The organism is Marinobacter sp. UBA3604, assembly GCF_002375325.1.
Taxonomy (GTDB): Bacteria; Pseudomonadota; Gammaproteobacteria; order Pseudomonadales; family Oleiphilaceae; genus Marinobacter; species Marinobacter salarius.
Window position 1 is genome coordinate 154,371 of the sequence record NZ_DFMB01000033.1, and the last position, 26,104, is coordinate 180,474.

A 26,104-nucleotide genomic window follows, 5' to 3' on the forward strand; every position below is an offset into this window, starting at 1 on the left:
CCCGGAAGCCGCTCTACGACTGGCTTCCGGGCCATTCAGCCGGGTGTTCAGTGTAACGTATGGCCGGTGAAAAGGTGATCAATATCGTTTCTATCGAAGCGATAGTGTTGATGACAGAACTGGCAGTCCATTTCGATGGAGCCCTGCTCGTCGAGGATACTGTAGCACTCCTCCTTGCCGATGGATTCCAGGGCGCCCAGGGTTCGCTCCCGTGAACAGCTGCAGCGGAAGGCGACCGGTTCGGCATCGAACAGGCGAACCGTCTCTTCGTGGAACAGGCGATGGAGCACGGTTTCGCTGTCGAGGGTCAATAGCTCCTCGGCTTCCACGGTGCTGGCCAGGTGGTTAAGGCGATCCCACAGGTCGGAATCCTTTTCTGTGTTGCCGGGCAGTTTCTGCAGCATCAGGCCGGCGCTGCAGTTTTCATCGGCAAACAGGAAGAAGCTGGTGGGGATCTGCTCGGAGCGTTCGAAGTATTCTTCCAGGCAGCCGGCCAGATTTTCCTCTTCCCGGGGCACCACGCCCTGGTAGCGTTGGCCTTTGTCCGGGGAGATGGTGATCGCCATGCGGCCTTCGCCCAGCAGCGCATTGAGGGAGTCCTCGGTCACGGCGTGTTCGTCGTAACGGGCCAGGCCGCGGATGAAACGGTCATGGCTGCACTCGGCCATCAGCGTGCGCAACGGGCCATCGCCCTGGGCTTGCAGGGACAGGGTGCCTTCGAACTTGAGCGTACTGCTCATCAGTACGCTGGCCACCAGGGACTCCCCCAGCATGCGCCGCACGGAGGCGGGGTAGGGGGCCTGGTTGCCTATTTCGCTGTAGCTGTCGTTCAGCTTCACCCAGGCTCCCCGGACCTGGCTGTCTTCAAAAATAAATCGCTGGAACTGGTCCCGGGATGCCATTGGTATTTCTCCTGAGCGTTAAAGTCGGAAACGGTGATCATTGGGGCGAAAAACAGGAATGCTAGAGCCCGTTCTGTTCCCGGAAGCGCTGTATGTCCCGTCGGTCTTTCTTGGAAGGCCGTCGGGCCGGGGGTAGCTGCGCCGCCTGCATGGTTTTGCGCTGCCACGAGAGTTCTTCCCGGCGTTTCACGCTGTCGTCGGTTTCGTGATAAAGCTTCTGGGCTTCGGGAGCGCCCCGGCGCCGGTCACTGAGGTCGTCCACTACCACAATGCGTTCCTGCCAGCCCAGCCGCAGGGTAACTTTGGCGCCTGGCTCCACCAGTTTTCCGGGTTTGGTTCGCTGGCTGTTGTAGTGAACCTTGCCCCCTTCGATGGCCTGCTTGGCGAGGTTGCGGGTTTTGTAGAAACGTGCTGCCCACAGCCATTTGTCGAGTCTTACGCGGGTGTCGTCAGTGGTGGTTGCCGTCATTTCTCCTCACCTGATGAGCGTATACGCATAGTATAGCTGGCTCACTGGCCGGATGGCAGGGGTTGGCGCTGACGCAGTGCCGGCAGTATTTCATCAAAATGATGGATCGAGGGGATATCAGGGTGCCGGTCGCGGGCGGGTTGCCTGCTGTCTGGTGCCAGAATGGCAAGACATTGGGCGATGCCGGCGGTGCGGGCGCTTTCCAGGACCGGGAAGCTGTCGTCCACCATTAATGTGGCGGCAGCCTGATAGGCTTCAAGGCCGGCGAGGTCCTGCCAGAAGGCGGGATCTTCCTTGGGTTTGCCCAGTTGGTGGCTAGAGATGATGTTGTCCACCCGGCTGTCCAGGCCGGTGCGCTGAAGTTTCAGGCTGAGGGGGTCGGGATGGCAGTTAGTGACAATCACCGAGCGCAGGCCGGTATCACGGACAGCGTCGAGAAAATCCGTCACATGCGGGCGGTAGCCAATGCGTTCTCCCACTTCGGCCTTGAGCCCGGTGATGTCCATATCCAGCCGGTCGCTCCAGTAGTCGGTGCAGTACCAGTTCAGGGAACCACGCTCGGCCATGATCATCGGGATGATGGTGTCGCGGGCTTCTTCCGGGCTGAGGTTGTTGTATTCGGCGTAACGCCTGGGCAGGTGCTCAAGCCAGAAATGGTTGTCGAAATGCAGGTCGAGCAGTGTTCCGTCCATATCCAGGAACACCGTCTCAAGGGAGTGCCAGTTCACCATAAACAAAAACAGCCTGAAGTTGGTTAAACGTCAGGCTGCCGAAGAATGCACAAATTGGCAAGGCGGGTTTTTACGGATCAGTTACTGCTTTGTTCAATGGGCTGTTGTTTCCTGCCGGTGCGAGTACAACCGAGGCAGCGAACAAAGGTGGCTTTGGCCGGGCCAACAACCAGAACCTCGCCGGCTTCCGCTGCGTTACCGCCCAGTGCGGAGAACGGCAGGGACACAAGGTAAACCACGCTTCCCACGATGGTGGTGGCAAACAGGGCCGGGCGAACAAACAGCGCATCACCTGTCATTGCCAGCGCTGTAGGCTCTTCGTCAATGGCTTGGGCGTGGCCGACGGAGGAAAAAGCCAGCAGGCAAACCGCTACGGCTGTAATAACGATGTGGGAAATCTTACCGGTCATTTCTTGTTTCTCCTGAGCTTACCTTAGCTTGTCGGCATTCTGATCTGGCCGATGGTCGCCCTGCCTTTAATGGCTGACGATACATATACCGCACATTGTATCTTACGATTATGGATACTCTGTTAACTATGAATCATATTTGCGTATTTTCAAACGGTTTTTCTGTTTCATTAGTTGTCTGGCCGCCGTTCAGCGCTGGCATTTTCCGCAGTAAACCGTCGAGCGCTGGTTCATCCGGATTTCCTTCAGCGGATGGCCGCACTCGCGGCAGGACTCGCCATTGCGGCCATACACCAGCAGCGACTGGGCAAAATAGCCCGGTTTGCCGTCGCTGTTCACAAAGTCCCGCAGGGTGGTTCCACCCATGAGAATGGCCGCACTGAGCGTTTCGCGGATGGCTTCCACCAGGCGGTTGTAGCGGTCCAGGCTGATGCGGCCGGCGGCGCGACGGGGGTGGATGCCGGCCTTGAACAGGGCTTCGTTTGCATAGATGTTGCCCACGCCCACCACCACATGGTTGTCCATGATGAAGGATTTTACCGGTGTCTTCTTGCCCCGCGAGAGTCGATAGAGCAGGCGCCCGTTGAATTCCGGTGCCAGGGGTTCCGGCCCCAGGCTGGCGATCAGTGGATGCTGGTCCGGTGTTTCGGACCAGAGCCAGCAACCAAAGCGGCGGGGGTCGTTGAAGCGCAGGCGAATGCCGTTGTCGAGTGTCAGTTCCACGTGGTCATGAAGTAGGGGCTCGCTCTGATCGGTGATCACCCGCAGGCTGCCGGACATGCCCAGGTGCACGATCAATGTTCCGGCAACGGTGGCCGAGCTTACGCCAATCAGCAGGTATTTGGCCCGGCGGTCCACGGTGTGGATGACAGAGCCTTCGATCAGTTCCGCGAGGTTGCCCGGCACGGGCCAGCGCAGGCGTCCGTCGCGCACGGTTACCTGAGTGATGGTCCGGTTTTCACAATGGGGGGCGATGCCGCGTCGGGTGGTTTCTACTTCGGGCAATTCGGGCAAAGGGGTATACTCCAGCGGCACGGGCGGTAACGGATAAGTGTAATCGGTAACAAATTCGCATCCAAATGCGGTTGTTCGGGCTAACAACTGTACGCTAAAGTGGCTCAATACGGTTGTCGGGCAGTGCCGGACCCGGATTTCGAACGAGGAAAACTCTATGTGGTACAACGGTCTTCTGGACCTTTCGGTGATGCAGCTGATTCTGGTTGCGCTGGGGCTTACCCACATCACGATTATCAGCGTTACCCTTTACCTGCATCGTCATTCTGCCCACAACTCGCTGGATCTTCATCCGGTGCTGGCGCATTTTTTCCGCTTCTGGCTGTGGCTGACCACGGCCCAGAACACCAAGCAGTGGACGGCGATTCACCGTAAACATCACGCCAAGTGCGAAACCGAGGAAGACCCTCACAGCCCGGTGGTCCTGGGTATTCGTAAGGTGCTGCTTGAAGGTGCCGAACTGTACGACGAAGCCGGTACGCCAGAAACCCTGGAGCGTTATGGCCAGCGCACCCCGGAAGACTGGGTCGAGAACAACGTGTATAGCCGCTACAAACTGCTGGGCATTCAACTGATGGCGGTGATTGATCTGCTGCTGTTCGGTGTTCACGGTATCTGGATCTGGGCGGTGCAGATGATGTGGATTCCGGTCTGGGCGGCCGGCGTGGTCAACGGTATTGGGCACTTTATGGGTTATCGCAATTTCGAGTGCAGTGACAATGCTCGCAATATTTCGCCTTGGGGCATCCTGATTGGTGGCGAAGAGCTGCACAATAATCACCACACTTATCCCAATTCCTCCAAGCTGTCTCGCCGTTGGTACGAGGTGGATATTGGTTGGGGTTACATCCGCCTGTTCCAGTTCTTTCGGCTGGCGAATCCCAAGGGCTTCAAGCCGATCGCGCATTATGTGCCTGGTAAGCAGGAAGTGGATGTGGAGACGGTTCAGGCCATTACCAACAGCCGATTCGATATTATGCGTCAGTATCGTAAGCGGGTGATGGAGCCGGTATTGCGTCAGCAGAAGGCGGTGATGGATGAGGAGATCCGTCCGCGTTATCGCAGCCTGAAGCGTTTGCTGTCCCGTGAGGTGACGTTGATCAAGCCGAAGGAGAAGGAGCACTTGGAAATTGCTCTGGAGAGCAATGCGGTGCTGCGGCAGATTTATGAGAAGAGTAACGAGTTACAGGAGCTTTGGCGTCGCCGTGGTTTGAAGCCGCAGGAGAAGTTGCATGCGCTGATGGAATGGTGCCGGGAGGCGGAGGCCAGTGGCATTCGTTATCTGGAAGACTTTGCGGCGCATTTGCGGGCTTATTCTCTTCGGCCTTCGCCCTAGTTTTTTGCCTCGGGGGCTGGTCTCTGGGTGGTAGCGCTTTTTCCTATGGAAAAGAACTCGCTTCGCTCAGACACCTTTTCCCGGCGGAAAAAGCGCTACCACCCACAGCCCGATTAGGCCTTGGCGGAATCTCCCCTGCGCGGCTTCCTCAGTTGGTTGCTTCTGATTCCTCTACTCTGAACAAACAGTAGGTCACCTGGCCTGCTGTTTTTTGTCTGTGTGGTATCCAGTTGGCGGGTGCTGTGGGTGTCGACATCTCGCTTTCGTGTTCTGCGTAGATCCAGCCTCCCGGTTTTACCCACCCATTATCTGCAATCATGGGGAAAAGTTTTTCCAGCCAGCCCTGGCGGAATGGCGGGTCCATGAACAGGATGTCGAACGGTTTGGCCGGTGGCTGGGCCAGGTAGGTGTCGATGTTCTGGCAGACCACTTCTCCCTTGTCCGACTTCAATAGCCGCAGGTTGCTGCGCAGGGCCTGGGCCAGTTCCGGGGTGTGGTCGACGAAGACGGTTGTGCCGGCGCCGCGGGAGAGGGCTTCGAGGCCGAGGGCGCCGGAGCCGGCGAAGAGGTCGAGGCAGCGGCTACCGGGCAGGTGGTGCGTCAGCCAGTTAAAGAGGGTTTCGCGGGTGCGTGCCGGTGTAGGGCGTACGCCGCCGGCTTCGGGGAAGCGCAGTTTGCGGCTGCGCCAATCGCCGCCGATGATGCGGAGTTCGCCGCCGTTGCTGGCTGGACTGGGTTTCTGGGTGCGCGCCATGGGGATGAGGCCTCTCGAGCATGGTTTGGTGCGCCTGCCGGTGCAGGTTGCGCCATGTTACGAAGGTTTATGGGGCGAGTCACCTGCGGCCATCACTTAGGCCGGTCAGTCTGCTAGAATACCGCCTTTCTTGTATCCCGCGAATCGACGACCAATGGTATGACTATGACGGCAGAGTGGATTGCTATCGGCCTTCTGGCCCTTCTTGTCCTTGTGTTTGTTCTGGATGTGGCGGCAAACCGTCAGCGTGTACCCCGGCCAAAGCCGGTGCCCCAGAAGAAGCCGGAGGCTCCGGAAGGTGCTACCCCGAAATCCGGGTCGGAGGAGAAGGCGGAGCCTAAGTCCGAGCCCGATAGCGCGCCGGTCGCGGAAGCACCTGAAAAGCCTGCTGATGAGGAAGCGCCCGCTGAAACCCCGACAACGCCGGAGCCTGAACCAGAGCCGGGAGCACCTCAGGTCAGTGTTTTCGAGCGTATCCGTAAGGGGTTGGGTAAAACCCGAGCCAATCTGACCGGTGGTTTTGCGGATCTGTTTTCCATCGGCAAGAAGGTGGACGAGGACCTGCTCGAGGAAATCGAGACCACCTTGCTGATGGCGGATGTGGGTGTGACCGCCACGTCGGAAATCATTGAGTCGCTCACCGACAAACTGGAGCGCAACCAGCTCAAGGACGGCGAAGCCCTGCGCAAGGCCCTGAGGGATGAGCTCCATGGCCTGCTGGCAGATGTGACAAAGCCCCTGGAAATCGATGCGGGCAAAAAGCCCTACGTCATCCTGATGGTGGGTGTGAACGGTGTTGGTAAAACCACTACGATCGGTAAGCTCACCAAGCTTTTTCAGCGGGACGGCAAGTCGGTGATGCTGGCGGCGGGGGATACCTTCCGTGCCGCGGCGGTTGAGCAGTTGCAGGTGTGGGGCGAGCGTAATGACGTTCCCGTCGTGGCCCAGCATACCGGCGCCGACAGCGCATCCGTCATCTTTGATGCTGTTCAGTCTGCGCAGTCCCGTGGTGTGGATGTGGTGATTGCGGACACCGCCGGCCGCCTTCAGAACAAAGACAACCTGATGAGCGAGCTGGAGAAGGTTGTGCGGGTCATGAAGAAGCTGGATGAGTCCGCGCCCCACGAAGTCATGCTGGTTCTGGACGCCGGCACCGGCCAGAATGCTTTGAGTCAGGCCCAGGTGTTCCAGCAGGCGGTGGGGGTCAGCGGCATTACCCTGACCAAGCTGGACGGCACGGCCAAGGGTGGTATTGTGTTTGCCATCGCCCGGCAGTTGCAGCTACCCATCCGTTACATTGGTGTGGGGGAGCAGGTAGACGACCTGCGCAGCTTCGATGCCCGCACCTTTGTGGATGCGCTGTTTGATGAAAGCCCGGATAAGTAACCTTCAATGATCGAGTTCCGCCAGGTCACCAAACGTTATGACAGCGACCATACCGCGTTGCGTCAGGTCAATTTCGGCCTGGAGCGTGGTGAGTTGGCGTTTCTTACGGGGCATTCCGGTGCTGGCAAAAGTACGCTGCTAAAGCTGATTATGGTGATGGAGCGCCCCAGCGCCGGCGAGGTGATTGTGGGCGGGCAGGTGCTCAATACCCTGCCGCGCCGTCAGGTGCCGTACATCCGCCGACACATCGGTGTGGTGTTCCAGAATCACCAGTTATTGTTTGATCGCACCGTGTTCGACAACGTCGCCATGCCTTTGGAGGTGATGGGCACCCCGGCCCGGGATATCGGTCGCCGCGTGCGGGCCGCTCTGGACAAGGTGGGGTTGTTGAGCAAGGAAAAGATGAACCCGATGCAGCTATCCGGGGGTGAGCAGCAGCGGGTGGGCATTGCCCGTGCCGTGGTGAACAAGCCCCCGGTACTGTTGGCGGATGAGCCCACCGGTAACCTGGACCCGGAATTGTCTGCCGATATCATGCGGCTGTTTGCGGAATTCAGTCAGGTCGGGGTCACGGTGTTGATTGCTACCCACGATATTGCACTGATTAACGATCTTGGTCGCCGTACGTTGACTCTCGATCATGGTCGGCTGGTGACAGGCGTTGGCGCAAAAGGGGGGCTTCATGGCTAACGATCCCCGACGGCAGTCTGCCCGGGGCGCCAAAAGTGCCCGTTCTCCCTGGCGCCAGCAGGCCGAAAGTTACCTGAATCATCATCGTAAGGTGGCCCGGGACAGCGCGCAGCGTCTTTGGCACTCGCCAGTGGCGAGCATGATGACCTGGACGGTGATGGGCGTGGCACTGGCGCTGCCAGTGGCGCTCATGCTGTTGCTGGCCAGTCTGGAAGGCGTCAGTGCCGGCTGGGAAAGCTCGGCAAGGGTGACGGCCTATCTGAGTGACTCCGTTTCTATTGAAGATGCCCGGTCATTGAAAGCCGAGGTGGCTGATGACAGCCGGGTGGCGGAAGTCGAGCTGATCGATCGTGAGACTGCGCTGGAAGAGTTCCGCGCTTCTTCCGGCCTTGAAGACGCCCTCGATTACCTGGACGGAAACCCGCTTCCCCATACTCTGCTGGTCACACCCAGTGAAGGTTCCCGCACCGCCGACGGCGTGGAAATGCTGCTGAAGGTTATTGAAGGGCTGGACGGTGTTGACCGGGTACAGGTGGATCTCGGCTGGTTGCAGCGTCTGAACGCCATGACCGACCTGTTGGGCCGTGCCGTCTGGGCGCTGGCGCTGTTGTTGGCGGCCGCCGTGGTGCTGGTGATTGGGAATACCGTTCGCCTTGCGATTGAAAATCGCCGCGACGAAATTCTGGTGGCAAAGTTGGTGGGTGGCACCGACGCTTTCGTGCGCCGGCCGTTCCTCTATACGGGGGCCTGGTTTGGCCTGGGCGGTGGCATTGTGGCCTTTATCCTGCTCCAGGTGTCGCTCTGGTGGCTCAGTGGCCCAGTGGAGCGGCTAGCCGGGTTGTATCGCAGTGAGTTTTCCCTGAGCGGGCTGAGCGTCGATGGCGCGCTGGCGTTGATAATTGCAGCCATGCTGTTAGGCTGGTTAGGCGCCTGGGTTGCCGTCAAGCGCCATCTGGATGACATTGAGCCGGGGGAAATTGCCGGCGGATGATCTCCGATCTCGGAAATACCGTATTGAAGCCAATGCAGGTTTCGGCGTAGCTTGAAGATAGAATTCGAAGGCAGCCAGATTTCCAGTTTGTTGATTTGAAACGGTTTAGATGGAAATTTGGGTTATTTGCAGAGTGCTTGGCGGGCTGAATTAGAGTTGCTATATTTATCGGTCGTCATGTTCGGAGGATAAGACATGGGTACGAGTTTACAGATCATCGACAGACTGGTTCCGGGTGCCAACCTTGAGTCCTATATCAAGGCGGCCAGCCGCATTCCGGTACTGTCTGTCGAGGAAGAGCGCAAGCTCGCCGAGCGACTGCATTACGATGGTGATGTGGAAGCCGCGCGTGAGTTGGTTCTTTCGCATCTGCGCTTCGTGATCCACATTGCCCGCAGCTATGCGGGTTATGGGCTGTCCCAGGCAGATTTGATCCAGGAAGGTAACGTAGGCCTGATGAAGGCGGTCAAGCGTTTCAATCCGGAATACGGTGTTCGTCTGGTGTCCTTTGCAGTGCACTGGATCAAGGCCGAGATTCACGAGTTTATCCTGCGCAACTGGCGCATCGTGAAAGTGGCGACCACCAAGGCGCAGCGTAAGTTGTTCTTTAACCTGCGCAGCCAGAAGAAGCGTCTGGCGTGGTTGAGCCATGATGAGGTTAATGCCGTGGCCAGTGATCTTGGGGTTGAGCCCAAGGTTGTGCGGGAGATGGAAGGCCGTCTGGCTTCCCACGATACGGCGTTCGATGGCCCCCAGGATGATGACGACGACAATGCTTATCAGGCGCCGGCGTATTATCTGGAAGACAAGCGCAGCAATCCGGCCACGCAGTTGGAGCAATCAGACTGGACGGACGATTCCAATGGTCGTCTGATGGCGGCGCTGGGGCAGTTGGATGAGCGTAGCCAGGATATCCTTCGTGAGCGCTGGTTGTCGGATAGCAAGTCGACACTGCATGAGCTGGCTGACCGATATGGTGTTTCCGCTGAGCGTATTCGTCAGTTGGAGAAAAACGCCATGAAGAAGATTCGTCTGCATATGACGACGGAAGAAGAGGCTGCTTAACTCCTGGTTAATCCGGGGTTTGTCAGAACGCCACCACCCTTTGCGGGGTTGGTGGCGTTTTTGTTTGTATAATCCTTAAAACAAACACAAACCTTGGGGTGGTCGCGAGTGGGCAGGCTCTTCCAAAACACGCTGTGAATACGTCCGTGTACGCTCGGCTCCGCCATCCATGGCTCCGCACGGTTTTGGAAGAGCCTGCCCACTCGCTTCTCCAGCTTCGGAGTAAGGATAAGAACAAATGACTGAAAATCGGTTTCATATAGCCTTCCTTGGTGTTGGCCTCATGGGTGCGCCCATGGTTCGGAATTTGTTGGATGCGGGTTATCCAATGACGTTGTGGAATCGGACGGGGAGTAAGTGCGAGCCTTTTGCCGATGAAGCTATCATTGCCGGTACACCGGAAGACGCGGTTCGAGATGCCGACATCGTCATCACCATGCTGGAGAACGGCGATGTAGTGGAAGACGTGATGGTGGCGCAAGGGGGTATCGCGGCGCTCAAGGCCGGGGCGGTCTATATTGATATGAGTTCGGTTCAGCCGTCGCTGGCGCGACGCCATGCGGCCTTGGCGCAGGAGCAGGGGGTCGGGTATGTGGATGCACCTGTGTCCGGCGGTACTGTCGGCGCTGAGCAGGCAACGCTGAGTATTATGGCAGGTGGCGCCGACGCGGACGTTGAGCGGGTGCGGCCGGTTTTTGAGGCTCTGGGGAAATGTACGCCCATTGGTCCGGTAGGGGCGGGGCAACTGGCGAAGCTGGCGAATCAGGCGATCGTGGGGATTACCATTGGCGCAGTGTCAGAGGCGTTGTTGCTGGCAGCGAAGGGTGGGGCTGATCCTGCCGCTGTTCGGGAGGCGCTGATGGGCGGTTTTGCGGGCAGTCGGATTCTGGAGTTGCACGGGCAGCGGATGATTGACCGGGACTTTTCACCCGGTGCGCCGGCGCGGATTCAGTTGAAGGACCTGCGGATGATTCTGGATGAGGCCCGTTCCGAGGGTCTGACCCTGCCGCTGTCGCAGCAGGTGCATAATGAGTATCAAAGCCTGATCGCCAATGGGCACAGCGATGTGGATCACAGTGGTTTGTTGCTGGAACTGGAGCATCTCAACGGGGCATTGTTGGGTTCTTCGTCGGCCATCAAGCGCAAGTAGCAGGCTCGCTATGAATGTCTCCATGCTGTTTGCCGAGGTGAAATGCAGGAGCACGGCGCGGGTGAGATTAACTTTCGGAATGTTTTCGCAGCGTTGGACCGCCTGGGCTATGGTGGTTGGATGAACTTGGAATATTGCCTTGCGGGCTATACGGTGTCGAGACTAGGCTGGTTCGGGGTATGTCGTGACCGTCGCCATTGGCGACACCCTCTTACAAGATCGTAACTGGTCGGCAACGGATGTTCTTCGTACCCTAGCTGTTAATGTAATCCGCTATCGGGAGGAAAACCGGTGAAAGCACTGGTAATTGAAGACGATCAGGACGTGGCAAACTACCTTGTTAAAGGGCTGAAAGAGTCTGATTTTGTCGTGGACCACGCGGCGGATGGCAAGGAAGGCATGATGATGGCCGCCAGCGAAGACTACGACATCATGATTGTGGACCGCATGTTGCCAGGTATGGACGGCCTGTCGATCATCAAAACGGTGCGTGCCACTGGCAACCAGGTTCCAGTGTTGATCCTCAGCGCCCTGGGCGATGTGGATGACCGGGTGGAAGGCCTGCGTGGTGGTGGCGATGACTATCTGACCAAACCGTTCTCTTTCACCGAGCTGCTGGCCCGTATCGAATCCCTGGTGCGCCGTAATCGCCAGTCTGCGGAAACCGAGACCGTGCTGCGGGTGGCAGATCTGGAAATGGACCTGCTTGCCAGAACCGTTAAGCGGGCCGGGCACAACATTGATGTTCAGCCCCGGGAGTTCCGTCTGCTGGAATATCTCATGCGAAATGCCGGGCAGGTGGTCACTCGTACCATGTTGCTCGAAAAAGTATGGGACTATCATTTCGACCCCCAGACCAACGTCATCGACGTACACATCAGCCGTCTGAGGGCGAAGATCGACAAGGAATTCGAGACCCCCTTGCTGCAGACCATACGGGGTGCAGGGTACATGTTGCGTGAAACTGCTTAGCCAGCTCAGAACCTCATCGTTCCAGTTAGCCCTGCTGTACATGGTGGTGTTCGCCACCTCGGTTTTTTTGCTGCTGGCGTTTATCTACTGGCGCACGGCAGGGTTCATGACTGCCCAGACCGATGAGACCATCGAGGCCGAGATTGCCGGCCTCGCGGAGCAATACCGTGGCAGCGGTATCAATGGCCTTATTTCCATCATCCGCGAGCGTGTTGCCCGCGACCCCAACGCCAAATCCATCTATCTGTTGACGACGGACGACTTCGTCAAGCTCGCCGGTAACATCGAAAACTGGCCCAAGGGTTCTCGCTCTGACAGCGGCTGGATCAATTTCACTCTGAATCCGTCAGTGGGCTGGAATGGTCCGGAGCGACTCGCACGGGCTCGCATTTTCGAAGTGCAGGGTGGCCTGCGCCTGTTGGTGGGCCGTGATGTGGACGAGCTCACTAACCTGAAACGGGTGATCGAAACCGCCATTAACTGGGGGATGGGTATTACCCTGGCGCTGGCGCTGCTGGGCGGGTTCCTGATGAGCCGGAGCACCACGCGGCGCATTGAAGTCATCAACAACACTTCCCGGCGCATCATGAATGGGCATCTGTCCCTGCGTATACCAACCCGAGGTACCGACGACGACTTCGACCAGCTGGCAGAAAACCTGAACCAGATGCTGGATCGCATTGTGTACCTGATGGAAGGTATCCGGCATGTGTCCGACAGCATCGCCCACGATCTAAGAACCCCGCTGACCCGGCTGCGCAATCAGCTTGAAAACACCCTTATGTCGGTAGACAACGACGAGGCCCGGGAGCAGGCCGGCAAGGCCGTGGCAGAGGCGGACCAGTTGTTGGCCACCTTCAATGCCCTGCTTCGGATCGCGCGTTTGGAAACCCGTGGCAATACAGCGGACATGCAGCAGGTACCCCTGGGAGAGCTGGTTAGCGATGCGTGTGAGCTGTATGAAGCGTTGGCGGAAGACAAAGAGCAGCAGTTCGAGCAGTCCCTGGAAGATCATGTGGTGATCGAGGGCGATCGGGACCTGCTGTTCCAGATGGTCAGTAACCTGATTGATAACGCTATCAAGTACACCCCGGAACAAGGCGAGATCCGGGTAAACGTACGCAAGGACGGCAACGACGCGATTTTCGAGGTTGGGGACAGTGGCATTGGTATCCCCGATGACGAAAAAGACCAGGTGTTCCAGCGCTTCTACCGGGTTGGAAAAAGCCGGTCATTGCCCGGCAACGGCCTTGGGCTCAGCCTTGTCAGCGCGGTCGCGGAGATCCACCAGGGTGTTATCTCATTGAGCGATCATCACCCAGGGGAAGATTATCCGGGGCTGATGGTCACCATTCGGTTGCCCGCCTACTCGCCGAACCGGAAACGTCTGAAAGACACCCAGACCATTTCCGCTTCGGAAGCCGGAGAACAGAGCTCCCCGGGGGAGCTCAGGGGCGTTTGATCAGTTGCTGGATGCGCCGCGGAACTGATTTACGCGGCTGATCACTGGCTTCAGCAGCGTGTCTACCTGTGAGCGGCGACGATCGAATTTGGCCTGGATGCTGTCCCACTCACCTTCCAGATGTTTCTGTTCCAGCATGATAAACGCCGCCAGGTTATGACGGTTCAGCTTGCCGGTGATGCCGTATTGGTCAAGCCGATAGCCGATACTGTCGAGACCATTGAGGGCCGTGTTGAGAAGCTTTTTGGTGTTCATTCTGGTATCCCGTGCTTGGACGTTAAATCGGAAATTCAGTTGATTGAACGCTAACGCCTGCGTCTAGAGTGCGCAACCTAATCTGGCCCTGACCAAAACGTAATTCGGCCGCCACCACTGTGTAACCTGTTCTGTGGAAAATGGAAGGTGTAGCTAAGGAAGCCGGCGGAAACTCCGCTTGCTTCTCCCTCCAGCACAGCGCTAGCCTTACCCCGTTTTTACGGGGTTTTTTTATGTCTATACGGTGGTTTTTCTATGGCCAGAACCCGCTACATAACCGCGGAGGGCGAGCAGGCTCTTCGTGAGGAATTGCGTTTTCTCTGGAAGGAGAAGCGTCCGGAAGTGACGCAGGCGGTGCGGGAAGCAGCCGCTCAGGGCGATCGCTCAGAGAACGCCGAGTACATCTATGGCAAGAAGCAGTTACGGGAAATTGATCGACGCGTGCGCTTCCTGACCAAGCGGCTTGATGAGCTGACGGTGGTGGATCGTCTGCCTGATGACCGGGGCAAAGTGTTTTTTGGTGCCTGGGTGACCATCGAAAACGAAGGCGGCGACGAAAGCACCTACCGGCTGGTTGGGCCGGATGAGTTCGATCTGTCTCGCGGTTACCTGAGCATCGACTCTCCCATGGCGCGTGCGCTTTTGGGCAAACGCATTGACGACGAGGTGGGGGTGCGAACACCGGATGGCTGGAATCACGTTGTGATCACCAACATTCATTATGAACCGCTAACGCCCGACAAGTGAGGAGTGTCACAAAACTGGCGACTGACCGGGTTTTTTGTCGTTTTTGGCGATAGACTGATCAAAAATTGTCAGTCTGAGATGTATTTGTTCAAATAATGGTCAGGCTCGACATGACATAGAAAAGGCAGTCGTTATGGGCGGATTCGATACAAAAAGGACTATGATCGGCGCGATCGTGCTGGTGGTGGCGTTGTCACCTCTGGTGTGGGCACAAACCGGCGAAGAAACCGTCGAGGGAGGCGCCTTCAATTATGAAGAGCGTTCAACGCTGGAAACCATTCCGTTCAACTCCATGGAAGAAGAGTCTCTGGCCAATACCGTGATCGAAGGTGGCCTGGAAGCGCCGGCGGCTGGCGTGCCCGTGCAGCCGCGAACGGACGAGGATTTCTACCTGGATCCCCTTGCCCTTCAGCCCCGTGATCCACGCACGGATCTCGGGCGAAGCGAAATTCCGGTGGAATTCCGCTTCAGCAACCCCAAGTCCATTCCCGGGCAAACCCACGGCGACAACTACATTATCCGCCCACCGACCAATCGGAACTACGGCGCGTTCAATACCACAACGACGGAACGATAATTCGTCTGCCGCGAGGGTTCAGGCGGCAACAATGCCTTCGGGTTCAGTTCTGCCCAACACATCTTCGTAGAAGAACGCCAGCGCCTGTTTGGCCTGATTGAGGCGTGCCCGTGACACTTCCAGGCGTTCGCTCAGGTAAGCCAGGAATAATTGCCGGTCGCCGGGTTGCAGCGTTTCCGGATTTTTCAGGTCGTGGAAAAGCACGAACCGGGAAATCCAGTGGAGATAGGTTTGCTCTGCGCGGTGGTTAAGCTGATGTTTGCGGATGGCGCCAGTCACTCGACTGACAAGCCCGGGCTGCGACTGTTCCAGCGCCTCGGTGATATCCATGATGCGTCTTCCGTGTGAATTGTTGTTCTTATGATGCGCGCATCTTATGACAATCGTTTGACCGCCGCAAAACTTTTGCGAGGGAAATTGAGTGGGAGCAGAACCGTCGGTGCGGCGGCTGCTCCCGATCAAGCTGGACTACGGGTTACTTCAGGGATTCCAGCTTATCGATGTACTTCTGCATGGCTTCCTCGGAGGAGGTGCCCTTGACCTTTTCCCAGGCGTCGTACTTGGCGCGGCCGACAAAATCCATCATGCCCGGGCGTTTGCCACTGACATCACCTTCGGTGGCCTGCTTGTAGAGGGCATAGAACTCCAGCTTGAGTTCGTTGGAGGGTTTGAAGTCGCCCTCGGCGTTCTGGATGTAGTTGACGGCTTCGTCAAAGCGGGTTTTCAGGTCACTCATATGGCGGTTCCTTTTCTGGTGTTGAATCCGATATTCACGATGCGGAAGAGTATAGCCAGAGACAGTGTGACCGTCATTGGCCGATCGTTCCAATCCTTCGACGAATGGGGTATTGTCCGCATCCTTCTTTTAAGATAAACGGAGATGCCCCATGGCCGCCGCCAACAAACTGGCAAGCATTGTTGCCAAGATCAATCAGTTGCCGGAATTTGCCCGGCCCAAGGCTTTGTCGCTGTTTTTCGGCAAGGCGGTTCCGTTCACTGGTACCACCGGCATTCGCATTGAAGCCCTCGATCAGGAACGTTGCGTGATCTCCCTGAAGAACAAGCGCAGGGTCCAGAATCACATCAAGGGCGTACATGCCGTGGCTTCCCTGTTGTTGGCGGAATCCGCTACGGGCTTTCTCGTCGGTCTGAACGTGCCGGATGACAAGGTGCCCGTGATCAAAATCGCGCATGCCGAATACACCCGCCGTGCCAAAGGCGATATGAAGGTGGAGGCGTACCTTACCGCTGAGCAGCGTGAGCGTATGCTGACCGAAGAGAAGGGCGAAACCTCGGTGCCGGTGACCATCCACGACAGCGAAGGCCAGCAGCCGATCGAGATTGAAATGATCTGGGCCTGGACGCCAAAGCGTCGCTAGTTGCGATAGGTCATTGTTGTGAAAGGCCCCGGGATGTCGAATGGTTGGCAATTCTTTGCCCGGGGTCGAAATATTGCCAGAAGCTGGCCAATTTTTGCTTGAGTACCCGATTTATCCTGTGTAGAGTTCTGCCTGTAGCGTGCCAGGATGGTGCGCACAATGGACTGTAACACCGCAACTGAGTTTGCACATGGACCACAGGGAGCAAGCGCATGTCTTCAAAAGACGGTTCCGTCGCGCCGAAAGAGCGCATCAATATCAAGTATGTCCCCGCCACCGGTGATCAGCAGGCTGAAACAGAACTGCCGCTGAAGATGTTTGTCGTTGGTGACTTCAAGGGGCAAGCCGAAGAAACTCCGATCGAAGACCGTAAGGCGATTTCCGTCGACAAGAACAACTTCCGTTCTGTGATGTCGGAAGCCGGTCTCACCCTCTCCACCACGGTCACCAACAAGCTGGACGAAGAAGCCGAAGAATTGCCGGTTAACCTCGAGTTCCAGACGCTGGACGACTTTTCCCCGGATAGCATTTCCCGTCAGGTACCTGAGCTGAAGAAGCTGATTGAGCTTCGTGAAGCCCTGGTTGCCCTCAAGGGCCCGCTGGGTAACGTGCCATCGTTCCGATCCAAGCTGCAGGAACTGCTGGACAACGATGACGCCCGCGACAAACTCCTCCAGGAGCTTGAGCTGGCCACGGACGAAAGCGGCGAATAATCCGGACTCTTGATTCGAATTCTGCCATTGCTGGCAGGTTTCACTTTTCTATTAAAACGTACTGAAGGGATGTGGTATGTCTGATACTGCTGAGCAGCAATCTGCTGCCTCCGAAGCTGCTGCGGAAGGCTCACTGCTGGACCAGGTAATGGCCAACAGTCGCATGGCTCCCGCCGATGAAGGATACGATGTGGCGCGCCGCGGCGTGGCAACGTTTATCTCCAACCTGCTGAAAAGCGACGAGAAAGGCCAGCCGGTCAACAAGGCACTGGTCGACCAGATGGTGGTCGAGCTGGATCGCAAGATCAGCGCCCAGATGGACGAAATCCTGCATGCGCCCAAGCTGCAGGAACTGGAGTCTTCCTGGCGCGGCCTGAAGCTGATGGTGGATCGCACGGATTTCCGCGAGAACATCAAGGTGGACATTCTTCACGCCACCAAAACCGAACTGCTGGAAGACTTCGAGTTCGCACCCGATGTCACCCAGACCGGTTTCTACAAGCACATTTACTCCACCGAATACGGCCAGTTTGGCGGCGAGCCCGTGGGCGCAGTTGTCGGCAACTATGCCTTCACACCCTCCACGCCGGACATGAAGCTGCTGCAGTATGTGTCTTCCGTAGGCGCCATGGCCCACGCGCCGTTCCTCTCCTCCGTTGCGCCAACATTCTTCGGTGTCGACAGCTATCAGGAACTGCCGGCCATCAAGGAACTGAAAGCCGTCTTCGAAGGCCCGAAGTACGCCAAGTGGCGCTCCCTGCGTGAGTCGGAAGACGCTCGCTACCTGGGTCTGACATCACCGCGCTTCCTGCTGCGTGTGCCTTATGATCCCACGGAAAACCCGGTACGCAGCTTCAACTACAAGGAAGACGTGTCCGGCGACCACGAGCATTACCTGTGGGGCAACACCGCCTACCTGTTGGCGACACGCCTGACCGAAAGCTTCGCCAAGTACCGCTGGTGCCCGAACATCATCGGCCCGCAAAGCGGTGGTTCGGTGGAAGATCTTCCGGTTCACACGTTCGAATCCTTCGGCCAGCTGGAAGCCAAGATTCCGACCGAGGTGCTGATCACCGACCGTCGCGAATACGAAATGGCTGACGAAGGCTTCATCGCCCTGACCATGCGTAAGGGCAGTGACAACGCAGCGTTCTTCTCCGCCAACTCGGTACAGAAACCCAAGCAGTTCCCGAACACCAAGGAAGGCAAAGAAGCGGAAACCAACTACAAGCTGGGTACGCAACTGCCTTACATGATGATCGTGAACCGCCTGGCGCACTACATCAAGGTGCTGCAGCGTGAGCAGATCGGTTCCTGGAAAGAACGCCAGGATCTTGAGCGTGAGCTGAACACCTGGATTCGCCAGTACGTGGCCGACCAGGAAAACCCGCCGGCGGATGTTCGCAGCCGTCGACCACTGCGCGCCGCCAAGGTGACTGTTTCCGATGTGGAAGGCGATCCGGGCTGGTACTCGGTATCCCTGGCAGTTCGTCCGCACTTCAAGTACATGGGTGCGAACTTCGAACTGTCACTCGTCGGCCGTCTGGACAAGGACTAATCCGTGTTCAGGAACACCGGTGCTGACGGTGTTCAGGCTTCGGGCGGCAGTCTGTTCGAGCGTTTGGAACAGGCTGCCGAACCTGCGGGGCAAAGCATGGGGGAAGTAACCCATGTGGTGGATTCCATCAAGCGCCACCTGGTTCGCCTGCTAAATGCCCATCCGGGCAACAGTGAGAGCGTGCCGGATCTGGGGTTGGTGGATTTCAATGACGCCACGCTCGGTACCCATGACCTGAGCATTCGTATTCGAAGCGCTATACGGCAGTGTATTGAGAAGTTTGAACCCAGGGTGAGCCGGGTGGATGTGATGGCGATGCCCCAGGGGCCCGATCCATTGCAGTTGCGGTTTCAGGTGACGGTCTACCTGAAGGTGGGTTCGGAAGACGATAAAACGACCATTGATTTGTTATTGGATGACAAGCGCTATTACCGGGTGATTTAACGCCACGAAATAGCTTGAAGACACGGATGAGAGTGGGGGTGCAGTCAGGCTTCCAAAAGTGTGCGGAGCCATGGATGGCGGAGCCCAAGCGCCCATGGATGGGCTTGCAGCGTCTTTTGGAAGCCTGACTGCACCCCTGCTCGGAGTCAGAGGCGATGGCGATACCTTTCCTTCTGGGAAAAAGAACTCGCTTTGCTCGGACACCTTTTTCCCGGCAGGAAAGGTATCCCCATCCCCTCGGCCGAACTTTGGTGTAGTAGTCGTTATGAAGTTGAATCGATTTTACAGGGACGAACTGAGTTTTCTCAGGCTACAGGGCAGAGAGTTTGCGGATGCGCATCCTCAGCTGACCCGGTTTCTTTCTGAGCAGAGTACTGACCCGGATGTCGAACGACTGCTGGAAGGCTTCGCCTTTTTGACCGGGAAGCTCCGGGAGAAGGTTGAGGACGAGTTTCCTGAGCTGACGCATTCGCTGCTGAACATGCTGTGGCCGAACTATCTGCGGCCAGTGCCCAGTTGCACCATCATGCGGTTTGATCCGCAGTTGCATGCCATTAGTGAGCGTCAACGGGTGGATCGGCATACCGAGATCAAGAGCCGCCCGCTGGGAGACGCCACGCGCCAGACCCAGTGCCGGTTCCGTACCTGTCGGGCGGTGGACGTGTTTCCAGTCAGCGTTGCGGATGCTCACGCAGAGCACTCACGGGAAGTGTCTTCCGTGACCGTGGACCTGGCGTTGCACACCGACCAGCCGCTGTCGTCCCTGGGGCTGGACAACCTGCGTTTTTACCTGGGCGGCGAGAGCCATATTTCCGAGACGCTGTACCTGTGGCTGAACCACTACCTGCAGCGTATGGAGCTGGTGGTGGGCGATTCGGTGTTTTCCATTCCGGCCAGCCAGTTGAAGCCCGTCGGGTTCGCTAACGACGAGGCGCTGTTGCCGTATCCCAAGAACGCCTATCCGGGCTATCGGATTCTGCAGGAGTTCCTGAGTTTTCCGGAAGCTTTCCGGTTTGTGGATATTCAGGGCCTGAAAGCACGGCTGCCAGCGGTGCAGGCGGATGAGGTCAGCCTGCGGTTCCACTTCAGCCGTATCCTGCCGCCGGATGCCAAGATTCGTGCGGAGAATTTCCAGCTTTACTGCACGCCGGCCATCAATCTGTTCACCCACGAAGCCGACCCGGTGGACCTGAACGGCCGGCAGACGGAGTACCGGATTGCGCCGTCCAGCCGGTCGCCGGAGCACTACGAAGTATTCAGCATTGAGCAGGTGGAGGGCTGGCTGGAAGGCCGGTCCGGGCGTGGGGAGCCGCGGTTGTACACCGCGTTTGAGAGTTTTCAACATGAGGTGGAACGGGATCGTGGTCGTACCGCCCTGTACTACCGGGTTAAAGCCCGGGAGAGCGTTCGTGGGGATGGCTTTGACCACTACATATCCTTCGTGCGCGGCGACGAGTCCGAGTGCCTGAACCGGCAGGAAGCGGTATCGCTGACTCTGACCTGCACCAACCGTCAGTTACCGCATCAGCTGGCGGTGGGGGAGATCTGCATGGCGACAGAAACCACGCCGGCGTTCGCCTCATTCAGCAACATTACCCGGCCCACGCACACCCTGCGGCCGACACTGGATGGCAGCCTGTTGTGGACACTGATCTCCAACCTGTCGCTGAACTACCTGTCGCTGCTGGATGTGGACGCTTTGCGCACGGTACTGCGGGTCTATGATTTTCGCGCCCTGGTGGATCGCCAGGCGGAGCGGGTATCCCAGAAGCGCCTGGCCGGCATCCTGGATATTGAAACCACCCCGGTGGACCGGATGGTGCGGGGCCTTCCGGTGCGGGGTATCCGCTCGGTGATGCGGCTGGATCAGCAGTCGTTTGCCTCGGAAGGCGATTTGTACCTGTTTGGTACGGTACTCAGCCAGTTTTTCGCACTTTACGCCAGTATTAACGCCTTTCACCAATTGGAAGTGGTGAATACAGACAATCAGGAACGGTACACATGGACGTTACAACAAGGGCAGCAGCCTCTGATGTAGCCGAGCTGCAACCCGTTCTGGGCAATGCGCGGCGCTACAGTTTTTTCCAACTGGTGGATTTGATCCATCGTCACCACGGTGATGATCTGGAACGATCCCAGGACGAGCAGCCACAGCGGGAGCGCATCCGCTTCTCCGCCTCGGCCGGGCTGGGTTTTCCCGGCAGTGATGTGGTATCGGCGGCGTCGCCGGAGCACGAGCACGCGCCCTATCAACTGGAAGTCAGTTTCCTGGGCTTGCACGGTTCCCAGTCGCCCCTGCCAGGCTATTACCTGGAGGATCTGGCCTGGGAGGCGGGGCAGAACCTGGGCATTCGTCGCCACTTCCTGGATTTCTTCAATCACCGGCTGGTGACGCTGTTTCATCGGGCGTGGCGCAAGTATCGCTATTACGTGCGGTTTCAGCCGGAGGCCTCTGACGGCTTCTCCGAGCATATTTTCTCCCTGGTAGGTCTCGGTGACCCGCAGGTCAGGGCGGCAACACCGGTTAACTGGTCGAAGATGCTGGCCTATGCCGGGATGATGGCGGGCCGTAGCCGTTCTCCGGAAGTGGTCAGCGGCATCATCGGTCATTGCTTTGATCTGGACGATGTCGGCATTGAGCAGTGGGTATTGCGTCGGGTGGAGATCCCGAAGGATCAGCAAACTCGGCTGGGGCAGGCCAACGCCGCCCTCGGTGAGGACACGCTGGTAGGCTCGGGCATTCGCGATCGCAGCGGCAAATTCATCCTGCGCATCCGCAACCTCGACCGACAGCGATTTGCGGATTTTCTGCCCAACGGCGACGACCACGACCGGCTGGTGAAGCTGGTGGAGTTTGTCACCCGGGAACAGCTGGCTTACGACCTGGAACTGCAGATGCGCCCGAGGGATGTAAAGCCAATGCAGTTGGGCGCGGATGTGCGGCTGGGCTGGAACTCGTTTGTCACCCCGGAAAAAGCCCGGAAGCTGCCAGCGGTGCGGTTGCAGATTCGCCGCTGAATTCTATGGATTGCTTAGCAGGTTAATAAAGGAAACCGGATATGGAACATCAACCAACCCATAACCTGAAACTGGTGGTCAGTAACCCCACCCAGGTTGCCAGCGGCCTGGCCCGGGAACACGTGTTCGGGATCAGCGGCGGCTCAATCGGCAGTGCCGGCAGTGATACCTGGCAGCTGTCCTCACACCGCACCGGTGCTGTCGGCGGCCATGCAGAAGTTCGGTTTATGGACGGCGTGTTCTGCCTCATTGACCGCAGCGGCCGCACCTATATCAACAGCGGCACCCAGCCAGTCGGCCGGGGCCGCCGGGCACGCCTGAAGAGTGGTGACACCATCACCATTGGTCGCTATCAGCTCAAGGCAGAGGTGCTTAGCGGCCAGCGCCAGGATGGCAACCTGCCGGAGGAAGCGGAGGACGCCACTCTGGTCAACGTCGACGAGGGCGAGCTGATGCGCGCCGAGGAGCGTGAACTGGAAACCGTTGGCGATGAACCGCTGCACGGTTTGCAGCCGGCGCCGGGTGAAACCTTCAGCGACGATCCCCTGCAGGCCTGGTCAGACCCCCGTGGCGAAAGCCAGCACGCTGATGTGGCCGAAAGCCGTGACCGGGAGTCCCTGCTGGCGGACAAGCCAGAGTGGTACGCCAGCGAGGGCGCTGTAACCGACGAGTATCGCGAGAACCGTGACGTAGCCATGGGCTTGCCCATGCGAAAAGGAGAGGGTGACAGGATGTCAGAGACCACCAAGCCGGCCCGCCGCCGGGAGACCAGTGATCAGAGCCGCCAACACATCAGCGGTGCGCCGCTGTTGCGCGGCATGGATACCGATCTGGGCTTCGCCGACAGCGACGAAATGCGCCTGTTCCTGGAAGAGGCTGGCCAGACCCTGAAAGCCACCGTGGAAGGCCTGCTGGCCCTGCATCAGGGTGAGGACAGCCGCCATCAGGCTCTGCGCACCCGCTTGCAGCCCATTGAGGACAATCCGTTGCGCCTGGGCGAAGACTACAACGAGACCGTGCAGACCCTGTTCGCCAGCCAGCGCAGCCCGGTTCATCTGTCCGCACCGGCGGCGGTCAGTGAGAGCCTGCAAAGCCTTCACCATCATCAGCTCGCTACCCAGACCGCCATTCGCGAGGGGCTGGATGCCATTCTCCACGCTTTCTCACCCGAGGCATTGCTGCGCCGGTTCCATGGTTACCGCCGGGGCCTGAAAACCGACGAAGATGAAAGCAACTGGGCATGGGAGATGTACCAACACTATTACCGGGAACTGAGTTCCAGTCGTCAGCAGGGTTTTGAGCGCCTTTTTCAGGAGGTGTTTGAACAGGCTTACGATCAACAACTGCGTCAATTACAGAGGGAGAACCTGTCGTGAAGTACTGCAAATGGAGTTTGCTGGTCGCCATTCTCGTTTTGGTGGGGTGTAGCACCCCCTACAACGCTGTTACCAAGACCGCCAAGGTGATGTGGGATCCGGACATCCCTGTGGGTTACCCGGATGAGCTGCCAAGCCGCGTGGACCTGACCATGTTGGCGGAGCCGGACGTGAACCCCAACGAATCCCTGGCGCCGACACCCATCGCCTTCCAGATCATCCAGATGCGGGACAGCTCGCGCCTGATGGCGGCAGATTTCGACCAGTTGCTGGGCGAACTGGAGCCGTCCCTGGGTCGCAACTATGTGGACCACAGCGATTACACCCTGGTGCCAGGGCAGTTCAAGTTCATTGAGCCGTTCGAAATCGCCGAGGATACGCGCTTTATCGGTGTGATCGCCTTCTACGCTTATCCCAACCTGTCTCAGTGGAAGAAGGTGGTGAAGGTGGATCCCATCGGTGGTCGTTACCACCTGCTGGTCAATCTGCGCGAGCGTGAAGTCAAACTCAGAAGGTCGGATGAGTCCTGATGTCTGCAACGAATCGAGTCGTCTGGAGTGATGGGCTGTTCATCAAGCCCCAGCACTTCCAGCAGCAACAACGTTACCTGGAACACCAGATCAACGAACGAGCCCTGGCGATTTCTGATTACCTGTACGGTTTCAGCGATCTGGAGCTGAACGCCGAATACCTGAGCTTTGGCCGGGTAGGCCTGGTACGGGCCAGCGGCCTGTTTCCGGACGGCACCCGTTTCTGCCTGCCCCAGGACGACGTGATGCCGGAACCCCTGGAGATCACTGATGCCTCCGTGGCCAACCAGGTGGTGTATCTGGCCCTGCCGCTGGGCAGCGAGAGTCTGGCGGAAGTGGAATGGCCGGAAGCCGCCATCGCTGGCCGTTTCCGGGCCCAGAGCGAGGAAGTCCGGGACCTGCATTCCATTGACGGAGACTCCCACACCATCGACGTGGCCCGGGTGGCCCCGAAACTGATGCTGGAACGGGACGATCGCAGTGCTTACGCGGCCCTGGCCATTGGCCGGATCCTGGAAAAGCGCCCGGACGGCAGCCTGGTGATGGACCCGAACTTCATCCCCACCATGCTCAGTGTGCGGGCAGCGCCCCGGCTTCAGCGTTTCGTCGGGGAAATGGCCGGGCTGATGCGCGAGCGGGCCAAGAACATTGCCGAGCGCGTGGGTGCCCCGGGGCAGGGTGGTGTCGCGGACGTGGCGGATTTCATGCTGTTGCAGATGCTTAATCGCGCTCATCCCCGTTTCCTGCATCTGGCGCGTTTGCGTCAGTTGCATCCGGAGCGGCTCTACGAGGCTTTGCTGGAGCTGTGCGGCGAACTGGTGACCTTCACCGATGAAAACCGCCTGCCCCAGGAATACACTGCGTACGATCACGACCTGCCGGAGGATTCCTTCACACCACTGATGCAGGTACTGAGGCAATCACTGAGCACGGTGCTGGAGCCGCGCGCGCTGGCTATCCAGCTGCAGCAGCGCCAGTACGGCCTCACGGTGGCGCCGGTTCAGGATGCACAGTTGATCGGCCAGGCCGAGTTCATCCTGGCAGTGAAGGCGGACATGCCGCTGGACGATCTGCGCAAGCAGTTCACCCAGCAGTGCAAGGTGGCGTCGGTGGAGAAAATCCGCGATCTCATCAGCCTGCAATTGCCGGGGATTCCGCTGTCGGCCCTGCCGGTGGCGCCCCGTCAGTTGCCGTATCACGCCGGGTTCGTGTACTTCCGGTTGGACGACCAGAGCCAGGCCTGGCAGATGCTCGACAACGCCAGCGGCTTTGCGTTCCACGTGGCCGGCAGTTTCCCGGGAATGGAAATGCAGTTCTGGGCAATCAGGAGCTAAATCATGGCAGATGCACCGGTGATGGATTCACCCAATGGCAACACGGAAGCAGGTGGCAGTGCGTTTGATGACCTGATGTTCGCGGACAGTAACCGCGATGGTCGCGTGGGCGATCAAGGCTTCGGTAATGACCAGTTCCAGCTGCGGGGCCTGGAGGATAACCGGCTGATTGATGCTGCCACACCCCTGCTGGGGCTGGTAATCCGGGTGCGCCGGCTGGCGGATTTCCACGGTGTGGAAAACCTGTACCAGCAGGTGGTGGACGAAGTGGCCGCCATTGACCGGGAACTGGTGGAGCAGGGCTACGAGCGGCCGACCGTGGTGGCCTATCGCTACGTACTCTGTGCCTTTATCGACGAAGCCGTTCTGGGCACCGACTGGGGTGCCCACAGCGTGTGGTCCCAGCATTCGCTGCTGTCCCGTTTCCACAACGAAACCTGGGGGGGCGAGAAGGTGTTCGCCATCACCGCCCGCATGGAGCAGGAACCGGAACGTTACCGCGACATGCTGGAGTTCATCTACCTGTGCCTGTGCCTGGGATTCGAAGGCCGCTACAAGGTGATGACCAACGGCCGGGACGAATACGAACAGATTATTCGTGGGCTGTATGAACAGATTCGCGGGTTGCGTCGCGACGAGGAACCGCAGCCCCTGACCCGCGCACTGGACAACGTAACCCCGGCTCGCAACCGGCTACGGACAGGCCTGCCCCTCTGGGGCATTGGCGGACTGTTTGTGGCGGCCATGGCCGGGGTATACACGCTTTACAACATAGCGCTGAACGAACGCATCAGGGATGTGCTCAGCGTACTGGAACAACTCCCGAAATAAGGAGATCACT

The 26,104-nt window shown here is 58.3% G+C and carries 29 protein-coding genes; 20 read left to right on the forward strand and 9 right to left on the reverse strand.

Features of this window, described 5'->3' with window-relative positions:
• Positions 1-47 precede the first annotated feature (47 nt).
• The 5 genes from hslO to mutM all read right to left on the reverse strand — a co-directional run bounded on the left by hslO (position 48) and on the right by mutM (position 3,526).
• Positions 48-902, reverse strand: coding sequence for an Hsp33 family molecular chaperone HslO (gene hslO / locus B2590_RS09520; protein ID WP_286811037.1), 855 nt, complete (start codon positions 900-902; stop codon positions 48-50).
• 61 nt (positions 903-963) lie between these two features.
• Entirely contained in the window at positions 964-1,371 is a 408-nt protein-coding gene (hslR, locus tag B2590_RS09525; RefSeq protein ID WP_007154261.1) for a ribosome-associated heat shock protein Hsp15, read from the reverse strand.
• Between the two features lie 41 nt (positions 1,372-1,412).
• Positions 1,413-2,102 (reverse strand): GMP/IMP nucleotidase, encoded by a 690-nt coding sequence (yrfG, locus tag B2590_RS09530; protein ID WP_036211304.1) that lies wholly within the window; start codon positions 2,100-2,102, stop codon positions 1,413-1,415.
• 77 nt (positions 2,103-2,179) lie between these two features.
• On the reverse strand, positions 2,180-2,512 hold the full coding sequence (locus tag B2590_RS09535) for a hypothetical protein (protein WP_286811038.1): 333 nt from the start codon (positions 2,510-2,512) through the stop codon (positions 2,180-2,182).
• Between the two features lie 189 nt (positions 2,513-2,701).
• Complete coding sequence (mutM, locus tag B2590_RS09540; RefSeq protein ID WP_036211298.1) at positions 2,702-3,526, reverse strand: bifunctional DNA-formamidopyrimidine glycosylase/DNA-(apurinic or apyrimidinic site) lyase; 825 nt, start codon at positions 3,524-3,526, stop codon at positions 2,702-2,704.
• A gap of 157 nt (positions 3,527-3,683) precedes the next feature.
• On the opposite strand from mutM, the gene B2590_RS09545 reads away from it, so the two are divergent.
• On the forward strand, positions 3,684-4,862 hold the full coding sequence (locus tag B2590_RS09545) for a DesA family fatty acid desaturase (RefSeq protein WP_041333040.1): 1,179 nt from the start codon (positions 3,684-3,686) through the stop codon (positions 4,860-4,862).
• 148 nt (positions 4,863-5,010) lie between these two features.
• Here B2590_RS09545 and rsmD read toward each other — a convergent pair whose 3' ends face one another.
• Entirely contained in the window at positions 5,011-5,616 is a 606-nt protein-coding gene (gene rsmD / locus B2590_RS09550) for a 16S rRNA (guanine(966)-N(2))-methyltransferase RsmD (protein WP_036211292.1), read from the reverse strand.
• Positions 5,617-5,781: 165 nt separating this feature from the next.
• Between rsmD and ftsY the strand changes: the two genes are divergently transcribed.
• The 7 genes from ftsY to B2590_RS09585 all read left to right on the forward strand — a co-directional run bounded on the left by ftsY (position 5,782) and on the right by B2590_RS09585 (position 13,332).
• On the forward strand, positions 5,782-7,002 hold the full coding sequence (gene ftsY, locus B2590_RS09555) for a signal recognition particle-docking protein FtsY (RefSeq protein WP_036211289.1): 1,221 nt from the start codon (positions 5,782-5,784) through the stop codon (positions 7,000-7,002).
• A 6-nt stretch (positions 7,003-7,008) separates the two neighbouring features.
• Positions 7,009-7,692 carry a cell division ATP-binding protein FtsE gene (gene ftsE / locus B2590_RS09560; RefSeq protein WP_007155690.1) on the forward strand — a complete coding sequence of 228 codons (684 nt, stop codon included), beginning with the start codon at positions 7,009-7,011 and terminating at the stop codon, positions 7,690-7,692.
• The gene (gene ftsX, locus B2590_RS09565; protein WP_278367763.1) at positions 7,685-8,683 is read left to right on the forward strand and encodes a permease-like cell division protein FtsX; all 999 of its coding nucleotides are present in this window, start codon (positions 7,685-7,687) and stop codon (positions 8,681-8,683) included. Before ftsE ends, ftsX begins: the two co-directional genes overlap by 8 nt.
• 195 nt (positions 8,684-8,878) lie before the next feature.
• Entirely contained in the window at positions 8,879-9,748 is an 870-nt protein-coding gene (gene rpoH, locus B2590_RS09570) for an RNA polymerase sigma factor RpoH (protein WP_278367764.1), read from the forward strand.
• 238 nt (positions 9,749-9,986) lie between these two features.
• Entirely contained in the window at positions 9,987-10,898 is a 912-nt protein-coding gene (locus B2590_RS09575) for an NAD(P)-dependent oxidoreductase (RefSeq protein ID WP_278367766.1), read from the forward strand.
• A gap of 291 nt (positions 10,899-11,189) precedes the next feature.
• Positions 11,190-11,870, forward strand: coding sequence for a response regulator transcription factor (locus tag B2590_RS09580; RefSeq protein WP_007155393.1), 681 nt, complete (start codon positions 11,190-11,192; stop codon positions 11,868-11,870).
• Positions 11,857-13,332: a sensor histidine kinase gene (locus tag B2590_RS09585; RefSeq protein ID WP_036211274.1), complete on the forward strand. Its 1,476-nt coding sequence runs from the start codon at positions 11,857-11,859 to the stop codon at positions 13,330-13,332. Before B2590_RS09580 ends, B2590_RS09585 begins: the two co-directional genes overlap by 14 nt.
• Here the strand turns inward: B2590_RS09585 and B2590_RS09590 are convergent, their stop codons facing one another.
• Positions 13,333-13,587 (reverse strand): hypothetical protein, encoded by a 255-nt coding sequence (locus B2590_RS09590; RefSeq protein WP_075195795.1) that lies wholly within the window; start codon positions 13,585-13,587, stop codon positions 13,333-13,335.
• 255 nt (positions 13,588-13,842) lie between these two features.
• On the opposite strand from B2590_RS09590, the gene greB reads away from it, so the two are divergent.
• Both greB and B2590_RS09600 read left to right on the forward strand, forming a co-directional pair.
• Entirely contained in the window at positions 13,843-14,334 is a 492-nt protein-coding gene (gene greB, locus B2590_RS09595; protein WP_036211269.1) for a transcription elongation factor GreB, read from the forward strand.
• Between the two features lie 160 nt (positions 14,335-14,494).
• A complete protein-coding gene (locus B2590_RS09600) occupies positions 14,495-14,911 on the forward strand; it encodes a hypothetical protein (RefSeq protein ID WP_036211266.1) in 417 nt (138 codons plus the stop codon).
• An 18-nt stretch (positions 14,912-14,929) separates the two neighbouring features.
• Here the strand turns inward: B2590_RS09600 and B2590_RS09605 are convergent, their stop codons facing one another.
• Positions 14,930-15,241 carry a site-specific integrase gene (locus tag B2590_RS09605; protein ID WP_036211263.1) on the reverse strand — a complete coding sequence of 104 codons (312 nt, stop codon included), beginning with the start codon at positions 15,239-15,241 and terminating at the stop codon, positions 14,930-14,932.
• Between the two features lie 145 nt (positions 15,242-15,386).
• A complete protein-coding gene (locus B2590_RS09610) occupies positions 15,387-15,647 on the reverse strand; it encodes an acyl-CoA-binding protein (protein ID WP_036211260.1) in 261 nt (86 codons plus the stop codon).
• A 151-nt stretch (positions 15,648-15,798) separates the two neighbouring features.
• Here B2590_RS09610 and B2590_RS09615 point away from each other — a divergent pair, with 151 nt between their 5' ends.
• From B2590_RS09615 to icmH, 10 genes are all read left to right on the forward strand, one after another.
• The gene (locus B2590_RS09615) at positions 15,799-16,290 is read left to right on the forward strand and encodes a DUF4442 domain-containing protein (RefSeq protein WP_278367770.1); all 492 of its coding nucleotides are present in this window, start codon (positions 15,799-15,801) and stop codon (positions 16,288-16,290) included.
• A 212-nt stretch (positions 16,291-16,502) separates the two neighbouring features.
• Positions 16,503-17,003, forward strand: coding sequence for a type VI secretion system contractile sheath small subunit (tssB, locus tag B2590_RS09620; protein ID WP_036211254.1), 501 nt, complete (start codon positions 16,503-16,505; stop codon positions 17,001-17,003).
• 76 nt (positions 17,004-17,079) lie between these two features.
• The gene (gene tssC, locus B2590_RS09625; protein ID WP_036211251.1) at positions 17,080-18,561 is read left to right on the forward strand and encodes a type VI secretion system contractile sheath large subunit; all 1,482 of its coding nucleotides are present in this window, start codon (positions 17,080-17,082) and stop codon (positions 18,559-18,561) included.
• Positions 18,562-18,564: 3 nt separating this feature from the next.
• The gene (gene tssE / locus B2590_RS09630; protein ID WP_036211248.1) at positions 18,565-19,005 is read left to right on the forward strand and encodes a type VI secretion system baseplate subunit TssE; all 441 of its coding nucleotides are present in this window, start codon (positions 18,565-18,567) and stop codon (positions 19,003-19,005) included.
• Between the two features lie 265 nt (positions 19,006-19,270).
• Complete coding sequence (gene tssF / locus B2590_RS09635; protein ID WP_041333057.1) at positions 19,271-21,043, forward strand: type VI secretion system baseplate subunit TssF; 1,773 nt, start codon at positions 19,271-19,273, stop codon at positions 21,041-21,043.
• On the forward strand, positions 21,007-22,023 hold the full coding sequence (tssG, locus tag B2590_RS09640; RefSeq protein WP_036211243.1) for a type VI secretion system baseplate subunit TssG: 1,017 nt from the start codon (positions 21,007-21,009) through the stop codon (positions 22,021-22,023). Before tssF ends, tssG begins: the two co-directional genes overlap by 37 nt.
• Before the next feature lie 41 nt (positions 22,024-22,064).
• Positions 22,065-23,399 carry a type VI secretion system-associated FHA domain protein TagH gene (gene tagH / locus B2590_RS09645; RefSeq protein WP_041333058.1) on the forward strand — a complete coding sequence of 445 codons (1,335 nt, stop codon included), beginning with the start codon at positions 22,065-22,067 and terminating at the stop codon, positions 23,397-23,399.
• Positions 23,396-23,929 (forward strand): type VI secretion system lipoprotein TssJ, encoded by a 534-nt coding sequence (gene tssJ, locus B2590_RS09650; RefSeq protein WP_036211239.1) that lies wholly within the window; start codon positions 23,396-23,398, stop codon positions 23,927-23,929. Before tagH ends, tssJ begins: the two co-directional genes overlap by 4 nt.
• The gene (gene tssK, locus B2590_RS09655) at positions 23,929-25,263 is read left to right on the forward strand and encodes a type VI secretion system baseplate subunit TssK (RefSeq protein ID WP_075195790.1); all 1,335 of its coding nucleotides are present in this window, start codon (positions 23,929-23,931) and stop codon (positions 25,261-25,263) included. The genes tssJ and tssK overlap by 1 nt, the downstream gene beginning before the upstream one ends.
• A gap of 3 nt (positions 25,264-25,266) precedes the next feature.
• Positions 25,267-26,094, forward strand: a complete 828-nt coding sequence (icmH, locus tag B2590_RS09660) for a type IVB secretion system protein IcmH/DotU (protein WP_036211235.1) — start codon at positions 25,267-25,269, stop codon at positions 26,092-26,094.
• Positions 26,095-26,104 lie beyond the last annotated feature (10 nt).

Coding starts and splice junctions, on each gene's coding strand:
- ftsY (WP_036211289.1), top strand. CDS start 5,782: ATGACGGCAGAGTGGATTGCTATCGGCCTTCTGGCCCTTCTTGTCCTT.
- B2590_RS09615 (WP_278367770.1), top strand. CDS start 15,799: ATGGCCGCCGCCAACAAACTGGCAAGCATTGTTGCCAAGATCAATCAG.
- ftsX (WP_278367763.1), top strand. CDS start 7,685: ATGGCTAACGATCCCCGACGGCAGTCTGCCCGGGGCGCCAAAAGTGCC.
- tssF (WP_041333057.1), top strand. CDS start 19,271: ATGAAGTTGAATCGATTTTACAGGGACGAACTGAGTTTTCTCAGGCTA.
- greB (WP_036211269.1), top strand. CDS start 13,843: ATGGCCAGAACCCGCTACATAACCGCGGAGGGCGAGCAGGCTCTTCGT.
- B2590_RS09610 (WP_036211260.1), bottom strand. CDS start 15,647: ATGAGTGACCTGAAAACCCGCTTTGACGAAGCCGTCAACTACATCCAG.
- B2590_RS09590 (WP_075195795.1), bottom strand. CDS start 13,587: ATGAACACCAAAAAGCTTCTCAACACGGCCCTCAATGGTCTCGACAGT.
- yrfG (WP_036211304.1), bottom strand. CDS start 2,102: ATGGTGAACTGGCACTCCCTTGAGACGGTGTTCCTGGATATGGACGGA.
- ftsE (WP_007155690.1), top strand. CDS start 7,009: ATGATCGAGTTCCGCCAGGTCACCAAACGTTATGACAGCGACCATACC.
- B2590_RS09545 (WP_041333040.1), top strand. CDS start 3,684: ATGTGGTACAACGGTCTTCTGGACCTTTCGGTGATGCAGCTGATTCTG.
- tssC (WP_036211251.1), top strand. CDS start 17,080: ATGTCTGATACTGCTGAGCAGCAATCTGCTGCCTCCGAAGCTGCTGCG.
- tssB (WP_036211254.1), top strand. CDS start 16,503: ATGTCTTCAAAAGACGGTTCCGTCGCGCCGAAAGAGCGCATCAATATC.
- tssK (WP_075195790.1), top strand. CDS start 23,929: ATGTCTGCAACGAATCGAGTCGTCTGGAGTGATGGGCTGTTCATCAAG.
- B2590_RS09600 (WP_036211266.1), top strand. CDS start 14,495: ATGATCGGCGCGATCGTGCTGGTGGTGGCGTTGTCACCTCTGGTGTGG.
- hslO (WP_286811037.1), bottom strand. CDS start 902: ATGGCATCCCGGGACCAGTTCCAGCGATTTATTTTTGAAGACAGCCAG.
- rsmD (WP_036211292.1), bottom strand. CDS start 5,616: ATGGCGCGCACCCAGAAACCCAGTCCAGCCAGCAACGGCGGCGAACTC.
- hslR (WP_007154261.1), bottom strand. CDS start 1,371: ATGACGGCAACCACCACTGACGACACCCGCGTAAGACTCGACAAATGG.
- icmH (WP_036211235.1), top strand. CDS start 25,267: ATGGCAGATGCACCGGTGATGGATTCACCCAATGGCAACACGGAAGCA.
- tssG (WP_036211243.1), top strand. CDS start 21,007: ATGGACGTTACAACAAGGGCAGCAGCCTCTGATGTAGCCGAGCTGCAA.
- B2590_RS09575 (WP_278367766.1), top strand. CDS start 9,987: ATGACTGAAAATCGGTTTCATATAGCCTTCCTTGGTGTTGGCCTCATG.
- rpoH (WP_278367764.1), top strand. CDS start 8,879: ATGGGTACGAGTTTACAGATCATCGACAGACTGGTTCCGGGTGCCAAC.
- tagH (WP_041333058.1), top strand. CDS start 22,065: ATGGAACATCAACCAACCCATAACCTGAAACTGGTGGTCAGTAACCCC.
- B2590_RS09605 (WP_036211263.1), bottom strand. CDS start 15,241: ATGGATATCACCGAGGCGCTGGAACAGTCGCAGCCCGGGCTTGTCAGT.
- B2590_RS09535 (WP_286811038.1), bottom strand. CDS start 2,512: ATGACCGGTAAGATTTCCCACATCGTTATTACAGCCGTAGCGGTTTGC.